This window comes from Herbaspirillum sp. GW103 (genome assembly GCF_000261365.1).
Lineage (GTDB): Bacteria > Pseudomonadota > Gammaproteobacteria > Burkholderiales > Burkholderiaceae_D > Herbaspirillum.
In genome coordinates this window covers 1,846,141-1,859,848 of the sequence record NZ_AJVC01000003.1, presented here as the reverse complement: position 1 = coordinate 1,859,848, position 13,708 = coordinate 1,846,141, and the positions used below count along the sequence as shown (strand labels likewise).

The window sequence follows — 13,708 nt, the reverse complement described above, 5'->3', positions numbered from 1 at the left end:
ATGAGAGTCATCCAACGTTACTTCACCACCGAGATCACGCGCTCGGTGCTCTTCGCCCTGGCGGCCTTCCTGGCGCTGTTCGCCTTCTTCGAGATGATGGGCCAGCTGGAACAGGTCGGTCGCAACGGCTACCAGTTGCAGCAGGCGGTGTTCTACGTGCTCATGGGCTTGCCCGGCAATGTCTATGAACTGATGCCCACGGCGGTGCTCATCGGCACCATCTACACGCTCTCGCAACTGGCGGCGCGCTCGGAATTCACCATCATGCGGGTCTCCAGCATGTCCACCGGGATGGCGGCCAAGGTGCTCCTGCGTATCGGCGTGGGGTTTGCGGTGCTGACCATCGTGTTCGGCGAGCTGATCGCGCCCAAGGCTTCCGAATGGGCGGAGAAGTTGAAGCTGCAAGCCCAGGGCGCCTCGATGTCCTCCCAGTTCCGCTCGGGCATGTGGGCCAAGGACGTGATCAAGGACAATGGCCTGGAAGGCAATGTGACCGGCAGCCGCTTCATCAATATCCAGACGGTGCAGCCGGATGGCCGCATCGAGGGTGTCAAGCTCTATGAGCTCGATACCGACTTCCACATGGCGCGCATGGTGACGGCCAAGACCGGCATCTACGAAGGCAATCATCAGTGGGTGCTCAATGATGTGGTGCAATCGGACTTCGTCGGCGGCAAGGACCGCAAGATCACCGAGCCGGTCAAGACCGTCAAGCTCGCCCATGTGAAGCTGGTCTCCGAGGTGACGCCGGAAATTCTCTCGGTGCTCTTCGCCGATCCGGATCGCATGTCCGCCTACGACCTGTTGGCCTATACCAAGCATCTGGAGGCCAACAACCAGCGTACCGATCGTTACGAGATCGCGTTCTGGAAGAAGATCGTCTATCCGCTGTCGATCTTCGTGATGCTGGCGCTGGCCTTGCCGTTCGCCTATCTGCACTTCCGCGCGGGTGGTGTGAGCCTGAAGATTTTCACCGGCATCATGATCGGGGTGTGCTTCCAGCTCATCAATAGCCTGTTCTCCCACCTTGGCCTGCTCAATACCTGGCCGCCTTTCATGACGGCGGCGCTGCCCAGCCTGTTGTTCATGGCGCTGGCCATTGGTGCGCTGTGGTGGGTGGAGCGGACTTGAGTCCGTTCTGCAATCTTGATTTCATTGCCTGAAAGACTGTTGTCATCATCATGAGCGAAGCGATTTCCCAAAGCCTGATCCTGTTCGCCCACGGCGCTCGCGACCCCGCCTGGGCGGCGCCTTTCGAGCGCCTGCGCGCGCTCACGCAGGCGGCCATGCCGGGGACCAGCGTGGAGCTGGCCTTCCTGGAGCTGATGCAGCCGGACCTGCCGACCGTGGCGGCGCGGCAGATTGCCGCCGGCAGCCGGCGCGTGACCGTCATTCCGGTGTTCCTGGGGCAGGGCGGGCACGTGCGCCGTGACCTGCCGGAATTGCTGGAGCAACTGCGCCAGGCGCATCCAGGTGTGGAAGTGCGCACCGTCGCTGCGGTGGGCGAGGATGAGGCAGTGTTGCAGGCGATTGCCGCTTATTGCGTGGGGACGGCCAATAGCTGATCCTGCCATCGGCACTCCCGCATGCGACGATGGCCCGGAATACGGGCCATCTGCTTGTTGGGAGCGGGCTAGGGCCTCTCCCGAAGGGTTGCCACCCCGCCTTCTGGGGGCAACGCATCTCACAGATTGAATGTGAACAGGCCCTAGAGCCCTTCAGAACAGCCGGGCGCCGTTGGGTACGGCCTGGTCTGGCTTGAACAGCACCACCTCGCCCTGGGCATCCGGAAAGCCCAGCGTGAGCACTTCCGACATGAACTTGCCGATCTGGCGCGGCGGAAAATTCACTACCGCCGCCACCTGGCGACCGACCAGCTGCTCCAGCGTGTAGTGGGTAGTGATCTGGGCGCTGCTCTGGCGCACACCGATGCCCGGACCGAAATCGATCTTCAGTTTGAACGCAGGCTTGCGGGCTTCAGGGAAGGCATCGGCGGCGATGATGGTGCCGATGCGGATATCGACCTTGAGGAATGCCTCGAAATCGATGGGGGCGGCGGCAGGGGCCGCAGGGTCGTGGAGCAGGTGCATGGGCGTCAGTCCCGATCCGCCAGCGCCGGCCCGATCATCACCAGCACCGGCCCGCTGCAGGCCTGCAGCCCGGCTTCCAGGCCTGCCAGTTGCAGATGGTAGATGTGCTGGTCAGGGCGGCTGCAGTTCTCCACCACCACCACCGGCGTATCAGGCGCATGGCCCAGCGCCAGCAAGCGCTGTGCGGTGGCCGTGGCTTCGCGTCCGCCCATGTACTGGACCAGGGTATCGCCATTGGGCATACGGACTTCATCCGGCTCATCCACGCCCGTGCTGGAGGTGAACAGGGAAACGCTGCGCGCAATCCCGCGTCGCGTCAGCGGCCGCTTGGCAGCCGAGGCGGCCGCCAGTGCGGCGGTGATGCCGGGGACGATTTCGTAGGGGATGTTGTGTTCTTCCAGCGCCCGCATTTCTTCATCGGCCCGACCGAAGAGCATGGGGTCGCCGCCTTTGAGGCGCACCACGCGGCGATACTGCTGAGCCGCTTCCACCAGCTTCTGGTTGATCACGGGCTGGGCCGTGGAACGCTGACCGCTGCGCTTGCCCACCGGGACCAGCACTGCCTGCGGACACAGTGCCAGGATGTCCGGCGTGACCAGGGCATCGTGCAGCACGACCTCGGCTTGCGCCAAGAGGCGCGCGGCACGCACCGTCAACAGGTCAGCGGCCCCAGGGCCGGAGCCAACCAGCCACACCATGCCCGGATGGTCCGGGCTGGGGGCGGGTGAATCGGAAGAGTAGGAAGTCGCTGCCTGTTGGGTGGCCATGGCCTGGTCGAAGAGACGATTGCGGATCGAAGGAAATTCAGTCGATCCGAATCATACCAGCGGCCACCGTCTGATGGCTCACTTCATCGATCAGGATGAAGGCGCCGGTGGCGCGGATGTCCTGGTAGGCATCGGCCGCGATGGGCTGCTGCACGTTCACGCTGATGCGGGCGATGTCGTTGAGCTTGAGCGTGTCGGCGGGACGGCGTTCCTGAGTGTTGATGTCCAGCAGCGTATCGACCTTGGCCACGCGTGCGGCGACCTGCTTGGTGGTGTGCTTGAGCCAGTACTTGCGGCGCAGGTCCAGCGGTTCTTCGGAGAGCCAGCACACATCCGCGTTGACGGTCTTGAGGATGGTCGAGGGCTGGGCCGCCGCGGCCAGCAGGTCGCCGCGCGAGATGTCCAGGTACTCGTCCAGCAGGATGGTCACCGACTGGCCGGCCGAGGCCGATTCCAGCGAACCATCCAGGGTCTGGATGTCCTTGACGGTCGCGCTCTGTCCGCTGGGCAGCACCACCAGCTTGTCACCTCGCGCGACCTTGCCGGCTTCGATACGGCCCATGTAGCCACGGAAATCATTGGCTTCGTGGCCGTTGTGGCGCGCCACCAGCTGCACCGGGAAGCGGAAGGCTTCTTCGTGCGCATCTTCATACACCGACAGCGACTCCAGCAGGTTGATCAGCGTCGGGCCCTGATACCAGGACATGCGTGCGCTGGCCTCCACTACGTTGTCACCGGCCAGCGCCGACAGCGGGATGGCGCGCACGTCCTTCAAGCCCAGTTGCTGCGCAAACTGCTGGTAGGCGCCGACGATGCGGTCATAGACGGTCTGGTCGTAATCCACCAGGTCCATCTTGTTGACGGCCACGATCACGTGCTGGATCTGCAGCAGGTGGGCGATGGTGGAGTGGCGCTTGGTCTGGGTCAGCAGTTCCACGCTGCCATCGTCGCCCAGCTTCACCTTGGAGACGTCCACCAGAATGATGACGGCATCGGCGGTAGATGCACCGGTGACCATGTTGCGGGTGTACTGCTCATGACCCGGGGTATCGGCAATGATGAACTTGCGCTTGGGCGTGGCGAAGTAGCGATAGGCCACGTCGATGGTGATGCCTTGCTCGCGCTCGGCTTCCAGGCCATCGGTAAGCAGCGACAGGTCCACGGTATCGCCCACGGTACGCTTGTGCTTGGCACGCGAGATGGCGTCGAGCTGGTCGGCGAAGATGCCCTTGCTGTCGAACAGCAGGCGGCCGATCAGGGTGCTCTTGCCATCGTCCACGGAACCGGCGGTGATGAAGCGCAGCAGGCCGCGTTCATGCGATTGTGCGGTGGCCTGGGCCAGTTGTGCTTGGGTTGCGGCGGCGTTCATCAGAAATATCCTTCCTTCTTGCGTTTTTCCATCGAGGCTTCGGACGTCTGGTCGTCCATGCGGGTGGCCCCGCGCTCGGTAATCTGGGTCACTGCGGTCTCGGCGATGATGGCTTCCACGGAAGCGGCATCGGAAGACACCGGGCAGGTGCAGGAAATGTCGCCCACGGTACGGAAGCGGACGACCTGCTTTTCGACGGTCTCGCCTTCGCGCGCCGGGGTGAGGTCGGTCAGCGGTACCAAGAGGCCGTTGCGCGGGATCACTTCACGTTCGTGCGCAAAGTAGATCGAGGGCAGGGCCAGTTTTTCGCGGTCGATGTATTGCCACACATCCAGCTCGGTCCAGTTGGAAATGGGGAAGACACGCATGTTCTCGCCCGGATGCACGCGGGTGTTATACAGGTCCCACAGTTCGGGGCGCTGGGCCTTGGGATTCCACTGGCCGAACTCGTCGCGGAAGGAGAAGATGCGTTCCTTGGCGCGGGCCTTTTCTTCATCGCGGCGAGCACCGCCGATGCAGGCGTCGAACTTGAATTCCTCGATGGTTTCCAGCAGCGTTACGGCTTGTGCTGCATTGCGCGAATCGGTCTGCGGATTGCGCAGGCGCACGGTGCCGCGCTTGATCGAATCTTCCACCGAACGTACTACCAAGCGCTCGCCCAGTTCGGCGGCGCGGCGGTCGCGGAATTCGATGACTTCCGGGAAGTTGTGGCCGGTATCGATGTGCACCAGCGGGAAGGGGAACTTGCCGGGGCGGAAGGCTTTTTCGGCGATGCGCAGCAGTACTACGGAGTCCTTGCCGCCGGAGAACAGCAGCGCCGGGTTGCTGCACTCGGCCGCGACCTCGCGCATGATGTGGATGGCTTCCGATTCCAGCCAGTCGAGGTGACGGTTGCTGGCGTTGTCCAAAAAGAGTTTGTCTACCGCTGTGTTCATGCCGGACCTTCCGATGCTTTGCTTGTTGTTGCTTTGATTGAATTCTGGTTCAGCTCGCCGCATGCGCCTTGATGCGCACCAGCTTGCCATCGACCACGTGCAGGCCGCACTCCTTGGAGTCGGGGTTCTCCCACCACCAGCGGCCGGCGCGGATGTCTTCTCCGGGCTGGATGGCGCGGGTACAGGGCTCGCAGCCGATGGAAGGGTAACCCTGGTCGTGCAGCGGGTTGTAGGGCACGTCGTTGGCGCGGATGTAGTCCCACACGTCCTGTTCCGACCAGTCGGCCAGGGGGTTGAACTTCTCCATGCCGTGGGCTTCGTCGCGTTCCTGCACATGCAGCTCGGCGCGTGTGACCGATTGTGCGCGGCGCTGGCCGGTCACCCACGAAGCCTTGCCCTGCAGGGCGCGATTGAGCGGCTCCATCTTGCGGATGTGGCAGCACTCCTTGCGCAGTTCCACGCTGTCGTAGAAGGCGTTGGCGCCGTTCTTCCGTACGTAGGCTTCTACCGCTTCGGGCTGCGGACGATAGGGCGCGACCTCGTAGTCGTAGGTCTCGCGGATGCGGTCCAGCATGCCAACGGTTTCCTTGTGCAGGCGACCGGTTTCCAGCGTGAAAATGCTGATGCGATCCTGCAGCTTGCCACGCAGGATCAGGTCGGTCAGCACCATGTCTTCGGCGGCCAGGCTGGAGGCCAGCGCGGCCGGGGCGTACTCGGCGGCGATGCGTTCCAGCGTGGCCTGGGTCTTGGCGATGAGGTCTTGCAAGCCTGGGTTGGCCATGGGCTGTCCTTCCTTCTTCACAATCGCGGTTCAGTCGGCGGCCTGCACCGTTTCGCGCTTGACGCGGCGGAACAGCGGGTTCTTCTCGTCCCAGGAGGTCTGGTACTTCTCGGAGAAGTCGGTCAGGCCCTTGACGGCATCGTGGATGTTCTTGTCCGCTCGCACGGCAAAGGCATCGAAGCCCACGCGCTGCATGTAGAACAACTGGTCGCGCAGGACGTCGCCGATGGCACGCAGCTCACCGGTGTAGCCCAGGCGGGCGCGCAGGTTGTAGGCGATGGAATAGCCACGGCCATCGGCAAACTTGGGGAAGTCGACAGCGACGACCTTGAAGTTCTCCAGCTGGCCCTTCAGTTCTTCCGGACGCTCATCGCTGGCCAGCCACACGCCGATCTCGGCGCGCGACTTCAGGGCCTCGCCCTGTGCCTGCCACACTTTCAGCGGCACGATCACGCGGCCTTGCGGCACGGTCACGGTCTCTGCGGTCTCGCCTTCAGCCAGGCGCAGGACGGTCCAGTCGTCGCTCACGACGGTCTTGTTCTTGATGATTTCAGGCATTTGCGTCTTCTCCTGCGACATACTCGGCCGAACGGATCGGCGTTGCGTAAACGAATTCCTTGAACGGGGTCACACCGATGCGGCGCACGGTGTCGATGAAGCGTTCTTCCTCGGTGCGCTGCTTGACATACACCTGCAGCAGGCGGTCGATCACGGTGGGCATCTGGGTGGCCGAGAACGAGGGGCCGATGATCTTGCCGATCGAGGACTCGTTGCCCTGGGCACCGCCCAGCGAGACCTGGTACCACTCCGAACCATCCTTGTCCACGCCCAGGATGCCGATGTTGCCCACGTGGTGGTGGCCGCAGGCGTTGATGCAGCCGGAGATGTTCAGTTCGATGTCGCCGATGTCATGCTGGAAGTCGATGTTCTCGAACTTCTCGGCGATGGCCTGGGCGATCGGGATCGACTTGGCATTGGCCAGCGAGCAGAAGTCGCCGCCCGGGCAGCAGATGATGTCGGTCAGGAGGCCGATGTTGGGCGTAGCCAGGCCATGCGACTTGGCGGCCTTCCACAGCGCATACAGTTCGGATTGCTTGACGTCGGCCAGCACCAGGTTCTGTTCGTGGGTCACGCGCAGTTCGCCGAAGCTGTACTGGTCGGCCAGGTCGGCCACGAAGTTCATCTGGTCGGCGGTGATGTCGCCCGGCGGCACGCCCGGTTTTTTGAGCGACAGCAGCACGGCTGCATAGCCGGCCTGCTTGTGCGCCTTGACGTTGCGCTTGATCCAGTTGGCGAAACCACGGTCTTCAGCCTTCAGGCGTTCATATTCCGCATCCACGGCCGGCAGGGTTTCGTAGGCCGGATCGGTGAAGAACTTGGCCACGCGCTGCAGTTCTTCTTCGGTCAGGGTGGAGGGGCCATCCTTGATGTCTGCCCATTCGGCTTCGACCTGGCGCGCGAACTCCTCGGGGCCGATGGCCTTGACCAGGATCTTGATACGGGCCTTGTACATGTTGTCGCGGCGGCCGTGCTGGTTGTACACACGCAGGATCGCTTCCAGATAGGACATGGCGTGCTTCCAGGGCAGGAAGTCACGGATCACGCTGCCCAGGATCGGGGTGCGGCCCATGCCGCCGCCGACCAGCACACGGAAGCCGACTTCGCCAGCCTCGTTCTTGATGACATGCAGGCCGATATCGTGTACGGCAGTTGCGGCACGGTCTTCGGCGGCGCCGCTGATGGCGATCTTGAACTTGCGTGGCAGGTAGGCGAACTCGGGGTGGAAGGTGCTCCACTCGCGGATCAGTTCGGCATAGGGACGCGGATCGACGATTTCATCGGCGGCCACGCCGGCCAGTTCGTCCGAGGTGGTATTGCGGATGCAGTTGCCGGAGGTCTGGATGGCGTGCATTTCCACGCTGGCCAACTGCTCCAGGATCTCGGGCGATTCTTCCAGCTTGATCCAGTTGAACTGGATGTTCTGGCGCGTGGTGAAGTGGCCGTAGCCACGGTCATACTTGACGGCGATTTCGGCGAACTTGCGCAGTTGATTGGAGGCCAGCATGCCGTAGGGAATGGCGATGCGCAGCATGTAGGCATGGCGTTGCAGGTACAGGCCGTTCTGCAGGCGCAGGATACGGAATTCGTCTTCGGCCAGTTCGTCCGACAGGCGCCGACGCACCTGGTCTCGGTATTGTGCGACTCGCTCTTTGACGATCAGGTGATCGTATTGGTCATAGCGGTACATCTTGTCTTCCCTGTTAACGTCTTATGGGCGCCCGGATCAGGGTGCGCCCGATTGAAAATAAGCCTACCAAATCAGCTTGACTGCAACGCTCGTCAGCGTAATGGCCAGCAGGCCGCGCAAGAATTTCTCCGGCACCGCCCGCGCTGCGAGCGAACCGATGGTGATGCCCGGAACCGAGCCCAGCAACAGCGTGGCCAACAGTTCCCAGTTGATCGAACCCAGCCACCAGTGGCCCAGTGCAGCGATGGCAGTCAGCGGCACGGCATAGGCGATGTCGGTACCGGCGATCTCCGCCGGAGACAGGCGAGGATACAGCAAGACCAGCAAGGTCGCGCCCACGGCACCGGCACCGATGGAGGAAATGGTCACCAGCGTGCCCAGCAGGGCCCCGGCGGCCATGGTGGCACTGGCCAGCCTGGTACCCTGCAACTGGGCTTCCGGATGGGCGTTGAGCCAGGCCTGCATGCGCGAGCGGAACAGCAGCGCTACCACGGTCAGGAACACCGAGATCGCGATCGAATAGCGGATGGTCAGGGCAATGCCGTCGCTGACGGCACCAAAATGCTTCAGCAGCAGAGTGGTCAGCAGCGCGGCGGGCAGGGCGCCATAAGACAGGCGGCGCACCACATCCCAGCGCACCGTGCCCTTGAAGCGGTGGGCCAGGGTGCCGGCGGTCTTGGTGGCTGACGCGAAGGCCAGGTCGGTGCCCACGGCCACCGAAGGATGAATGCCGAACAGCAAGGTCAACAGCGGTGTCATGAGCGAGCCGCCACCAACCCCGGTCAGTCCGACCAGCAGTCCTACGGCAAATCCGCTTACTACATAAGAAACAGTCATAACACCTCGCCCATTAGTCTGCGAATCGTAATAAACTTATGTTTCAAACCAAACTACATAGTATTTATTTGCTTATATACGCCTTTGGCATATGGAAATGCGGCGAATGAAGCAGGCAGGGCTGGCGCCGGGCGCCGCCCGCTTACTAGGTAGAAGCGAAGGAATTCCCACATGAATCTTCATCAATTCCGTTTCGTTCGTGAAGCGGTAAGGCAGAACTTCAACCTCACGGAGGCCGCCAAGGCCCTCTATACCTCGCAGCCAGGCGTTTCCAAGGCCATCATCGAGCTGGAGGAAGAGCTGGGCGTGGACATCTTCACCCGCCACGGCAAGCGGATTCGCGGCCTGACCGAGCCGGGTCGGGCGGTGCTGCGGTCGGTGGAGCTGATCATGCAGGAAGTGGATGGCTTGAAACGCATCGGCAAGGAATTCGCCGCCCACGACAGCGGCAGTTTCACCATCGCCACCACGCACACGCAGGCGCGCTATGCCTTGCCCAAGGTGGTACAAGCCTTCACCCAGAAATATCCCAAGGTGCATTTGTCATTGCTGCAAGGCAATCCCAAGCAGATCACCGAGATGGTGCGCAACGACCAGGCCGACATTGCCATCGCCACCGAGGCGCTGGCCTCAGGCGAGGGGCTGGTGTCGCTGCCCTGTTACCAGTGGGAGCACGTGGTGGTGGTGCCGCCCGACCATCCGCTGCTGCAATCGAAGAGCCTGACGCTGGAAGAGATCGCCGCCAATCCGCTGATCACCTATGACTCCGCCTTCAGCGGCCGCAGCAAGATCGACCATGCCTTCTCGCTGCGCCAGTTGAAACCCGATGTGGTGCTCGAAGCCATCGATGCCGACGTCATCAAGACCTATGTGGAGCTGGGCATGGGGGTGGGCATCATTGCCGGCATTGCCTTCGATGCCGAGCGCGACCGGGGATTGCGGGCCATTCCGGCCGGCCACCTGTTCGGCACCAATGTCTCGCGCGTGGCCTTGAAGCAGGGGGCGTATTTGCGGGGATATGTCTATACCTTCATCGAATTGCTGGCGCCGACCCTGAACCGCAAGCTGATTGCGCAGGTCATGGAGGGCGAGAAGGACATGTATGAACTTTAAGCAAGCGCATGGGGGCTGAGTAGAAACAAAACGGCCGGATCGTAGAAGATCCGGCCGTTTTGCTTTCTTGCCCATATTGCCCGCAGCTTACGCCACTGCCGTGCGCTCCATGTCGCGGCAGCCGTCCAGCAGGAAGGACAAGCCCACCACCAGCACCAGCTCACCTTCAGCCGAACGGGCCGTACCGGTGATGCCGGCGGTGTGGATGGCGGTCAGCGGCTTGATCACCAGATCGGCCGTGCCTTCCACCGATTCCACCCCGAGGATGTAGGGATGCGGTACCGCCATGACGATGCCGACCCGTTCATTGCCCGGCTCGTAGCCCAGCACGCCGGCCAGCGAGTTGACCGGCAGCGGCCGGCCCTGGTCGCGCAGCACCGGGGCGCCGCCGACTTCGTCGAAGGTCTCGGGCAGCTCGACCACGCGTTCGACCACCGCCATCGGCAGGGCCAGCGGGGCGCCGGCACAGCGCACCAGCATGGTCGGGATGATCGACAGTTCGATGGGCAGGCGGATCGAGAACTTGGTACCCTTGCCGACGGTCGATTCGATGCGGATGGTGCCTCGATGCTTTTCCACGGCGGTCTTGACCACGTCCATGCCCACGCCGCGTCCGGAGACGCTGGAAGCCACTTCCTTCGTCGAGAAACCGGGCAGGAACACCAGTTGCAGCGCCTCGTCGGCGGTCAGCGCCTGGTGTTCGTTGATCAGCCCCTTGGCCAGCGCCTTGCCGCGCAGCATGTCCGGATCCATGCCCTTGCCATCATCGAAGACTTCGATCATGACGCTGCTGCCGGCCTGCCAGGCGTTGAGCGAAATGGTCGCCTTGTTGGGCTTGCCGGCGGCGGCGCGGTCCACTTCGATACCGTGGTCCAGTGAGTTGCGCAGCATGTGCACCAGCGGGTCGTAGAGACTGTCCACCACCACGCGGTCGACTTCGGTTTCGGCACCGGTGATGACCAGGTCCACGTCCTTGCCCAGGTCCTTGGCCAGTTCGCGGACCAGTCGGGGGAATTTCTGGAACAGGCGGCCCACCGGCTGCATGCGCGTGGACAGCGTGGCGCGTTGCAGTTCGCTGGAGTAGCGCGAGGCGCGGCCCAGGGTTTCGGCCAGGGTCGACATGAGCGCCGCAGCGGTGCCTTCGAACTTGAATTGTTGCAGCTTTTCCAGCAGTACGGCGGCCTGGTTGGCGGCCTGCACCGATTCACCGGCCACTTCCAGCAGGGCATCCAGTTTGACGGCATCGATACGGATGCTTTCTTCCTTGGCTCCGCCGGGAGAATCCGTGGAACGACGGTTCTGTTGCACCGGCGCGGCAGCCTTGGGCTCGCCATCGGCAGCGGCTGCCGGGGCCGCGGCAGCGGCGGCGGCAGGCGCAGCAGCGGTGACCGGAGCGGCCTCGGCCGGGCTGTCAGCCACCGGCGCGGCAGCCGCGCCCGGCACCAGCGCCTGATACAGCGCGGGCCAGTCCAGTTCTCCATTTTTCATCACGCTGGCACTGCCATCGACGCTGGCCGCAGCAGCGGGGGCTGCTGCCACCGGTGCTGCCGCGGGTGCCGCTGCCGCCGGGGCAGCCGCAGCCGCAGCGGGCGCCGGCGCTTCGCTCTTGCCTTCGATGGCCTGGGTCAGGATGTCTTTCAGTTCCGCCGGCATCGAGGCCAGGCTGTCGGGCGCGGCGCCGTTGGACAATTCGTTCAACTGGTCGGCCACGAAGCCGCTGGCCTGCAGCGCCGCTTCGATGGCCAGCGGCGTGACCGGGGCCTTGCCGGTGCGCAGCGCATCGAACAGGTTTTCGGTCAGGTGGCAGGCCGACACCATGGCCGGCAGGTTCACGAACCCGGCGCCACCCTTGATGGTGTGGAATGCGCGGAAGACCGCGTTGAGGATTTCAAGGTCATCAGGATGTCGTTCCAGCGTCAGCAGATGCTCTTCCACGTTGGTGGCGAGCTCCAACGCTTCAACGACAAAATCCTTGAGCATTTCGTCATCCATTAGAACCCCAGGCTATCGAGTAAGTCGTCCACGTCGTCCTGTGCCATGGCGGTGCCCCCCACGGACGGGCCATTCATCAGGGTGACCGGTTTTTCCGCATCCATCTGCGCCTTCACCTCGGGCGGTGCATTGTCGCGCAGCAATTGCGCCAGTTCGCGCTCGGCGGTGGCGGTGATGGCCACGATCTTCTTGATCAGCTGGCCGGTGATGTCCTGGAAGTCCTGGGCCATCATGATTTCCAGCATGCGCGCCTTTTCCGCTTCGGTCGATTCCATGACCGAGGTGGAGAATTTCTGCGAGTCGCCTGCCAGCGCCTTGAACTCGTCGATGTTCATCTGGCCGGCATAGAGCCTGGTCCAGCGGGCGTTGATGTCCTTGGCCTGTTCCTGCAGGCGGTCCTGGGCCGGCATGCCCGAATCGAGCGCATTGAGCACCTTGTTGGCCGCCTGCTCGGTGAGGGTGGCGATGTGTTCGAGACGGCTCTGGGCGTCGCCGATCTGCTCGGCTACGTCGGTGAGCGAGCGGTCGTAACCCAGTTCACGCATGGAATCGTGCAACAGGCGCACGATGCCGCCCAGGCGTTCATACATGGGCTTGTCGCTCTGATCTTCCTGTTCGCCTGCCGCTGCCTCGTCGCTGCTGGCGGTGGCGGCGGCCGGTTCGGCGGTCATGCCCGGTAGCGTCTGCGAGGAAATTTCGTCAAACAATGCTTCCAGATCAACGTCGTCGCTCATGATTACTGATTCTCCCAACAAAGGTGTGCGCTCGTCGGCGCACTGCTGTGCAAAGTTGCCCGTAGGCGGATCAAATGCGTCGTTCCGGGAGGCACAGCAACTACCCTTTCCCCGATATCAAGGAGATATCGGCAGCCAGAGGCAGAGTCTGAAGGCCCGCAGACCACGACAACGGTTCAGGGATGACAGTGAGGCCAGCGGACCCGCCAAGAGTCCATCGGTCGACGATGCCATGGCGCCGAGTATAGGACCGCTTGCCGTGATCTCATCGGCCAAACAGCGAGTGAAATCCCCCATTTGTTTCAATTTTTCGGCCCCGACCACCCAGCGCCGGAGACCGCGTTTCAAATGTTTTCGATAGAAGAATCGAATTTATTCTATATAAAGCTGCTGGGGATGAATTCTATCCGGCTTTTTCCTGAAAGCAATTAGTGTGCTCGGGCTTGTGCTGATTTACATCATCTGTTGCCGGACGCTTGTAGCCTGCACATTGCACGCCTACAATGGCGCGGTTTTGGTGCCCGCCGGCGTATCCTCGCCGGCCGTTAAACGGGAAACACGCGCCAGGCCGCCTGCAGCAAGCAGGAGGGCCGGCCAAGGTGTACTGCCCCCGCAACGGTAACCAGGTGCCGGCAGCAGTGAGACGATACGTCTCGACATGCCGGCGAGACCGTCTTCCACGCCACTGTGTTTTTTGCGCGAACGTTCACTTCGCCACATGGGAAGGCCGATGGTCATGCCTGCAGTCCGGAGACCGGCCAGAACAGGAGGGAGCTGCACAGCCAATGCTGGTGCGGTTTTCCGTTGATTGCGGCTTGCGGGGAGGCAGGCTGCACACATTC

General features: G+C 62.8%; 13 protein-coding genes and 1 riboswitch. Of the genes, 3 read left to right on the top strand and 10 right to left on the bottom strand.

Annotated elements, in window-relative coordinates; genetic code table 11:
• Positions 1–1,131, top strand: coding sequence for an LPS export ABC transporter permease LptG (lptG, locus tag GWL_RS11865; RefSeq protein WP_008330282.1), 1,131 nt, complete (start codon positions 1–3; stop codon positions 1,129–1,131).
• A gap of 50 nt (positions 1,132–1,181) precedes the next feature.
• A complete protein-coding gene (locus tag GWL_RS11860) occupies positions 1,182–1,565 on the top strand; it encodes a sirohydrochlorin chelatase (RefSeq protein ID WP_008330281.1) in 384 nt (127 codons plus the stop codon).
• Positions 1,566–1,718: 153 nt separating this feature from the next.
• On the opposite strand, the gene GWL_RS11855 is transcribed toward GWL_RS11860, so the two are convergent.
• The 8 genes from GWL_RS11855 to GWL_RS11820 all read right to left on the bottom strand — a co-directional run bounded on the left by GWL_RS11855 (position 1,719) and on the right by GWL_RS11820 (position 9,027).
• The gene (locus GWL_RS11855; protein ID WP_008330279.1) at positions 1,719–2,090 is read right to left on the bottom strand and encodes a tRNA-binding protein; all 372 of its coding nucleotides are present in this window, start codon (positions 2,088–2,090) and stop codon (positions 1,719–1,721) included.
• Between the two features lie 5 nt (positions 2,091–2,095).
• Positions 2,096–2,857, bottom strand: a complete 762-nt coding sequence (gene cobA, locus GWL_RS11850) for a uroporphyrinogen-III C-methyltransferase (protein ID WP_008330277.1) — start codon at positions 2,855–2,857, stop codon at positions 2,096–2,098.
• 37 nt (positions 2,858–2,894) lie between these two features.
• Positions 2,895–4,226 carry a sulfate adenylyltransferase subunit 1 gene (locus GWL_RS11845; RefSeq protein WP_008330274.1) on the bottom strand — a complete coding sequence of 444 codons (1,332 nt, stop codon included), beginning with the start codon at positions 4,224–4,226 and terminating at the stop codon, positions 2,895–2,897.
• Complete coding sequence (cysD, locus tag GWL_RS11840) at positions 4,226–5,161, bottom strand: sulfate adenylyltransferase subunit CysD (RefSeq protein WP_008330273.1); 936 nt, start codon at positions 5,159–5,161, stop codon at positions 4,226–4,228. The genes GWL_RS11845 and cysD overlap by 1 nt, the downstream gene beginning before the upstream one ends.
• 49 nt (positions 5,162–5,210) lie before the next feature.
• Entirely contained in the window at positions 5,211–5,942 is a 732-nt protein-coding gene (locus GWL_RS11835) for a phosphoadenylyl-sulfate reductase (RefSeq protein ID WP_034350478.1), read from the bottom strand.
• A gap of 30 nt (positions 5,943–5,972) precedes the next feature.
• On the bottom strand, positions 5,973–6,500 hold the full coding sequence (locus GWL_RS11830; protein WP_008330271.1) for a DUF934 domain-containing protein: 528 nt from the start codon (positions 6,498–6,500) through the stop codon (positions 5,973–5,975).
• Positions 6,493–8,190, bottom strand: coding sequence for a nitrite/sulfite reductase (locus GWL_RS11825; protein WP_008330270.1), 1,698 nt, complete (start codon positions 8,188–8,190; stop codon positions 6,493–6,495). The genes GWL_RS11830 and GWL_RS11825 overlap by 8 nt, the downstream gene beginning before the upstream one ends.
• A gap of 63 nt (positions 8,191–8,253) precedes the next feature.
• A complete protein-coding gene (locus GWL_RS11820; RefSeq protein ID WP_008330268.1) occupies positions 8,254–9,027 on the bottom strand; it encodes a sulfite exporter TauE/SafE family protein in 774 nt (257 codons plus the stop codon).
• Between the two features lie 171 nt (positions 9,028–9,198).
• On the opposite strand from GWL_RS11820, the gene GWL_RS11815 reads away from it, so the two are divergent.
• On the top strand, positions 9,199–10,140 hold the full coding sequence (locus GWL_RS11815; protein ID WP_008330266.1) for a CysB family HTH-type transcriptional regulator: 942 nt from the start codon (positions 9,199–9,201) through the stop codon (positions 10,138–10,140).
• 87 nt (positions 10,141–10,227) lie between these two features.
• Here GWL_RS11815 and GWL_RS11810 read toward each other — a convergent pair whose 3' ends face one another.
• The gene (locus tag GWL_RS11810) at positions 10,228–12,132 is read right to left on the bottom strand and encodes a chemotaxis protein CheA (RefSeq protein ID WP_008330264.1); all 1,905 of its coding nucleotides are present in this window, start codon (positions 12,130–12,132) and stop codon (positions 10,228–10,230) included.
• Positions 12,132–12,866 (bottom strand): protein phosphatase CheZ, encoded by a 735-nt coding sequence (locus GWL_RS11805; protein WP_008330251.1) that lies wholly within the window; start codon positions 12,864–12,866, stop codon positions 12,132–12,134. Before GWL_RS11805 ends, GWL_RS11810 begins: the two co-directional genes overlap by 1 nt.
• Before the next feature lie 498 nt (positions 12,867–13,364).
• A riboswitch (cobalamin riboswitch) is annotated at positions 13,365–13,644 on the top strand.
• Positions 13,645–13,708: the final 64 nt, after the last annotated feature.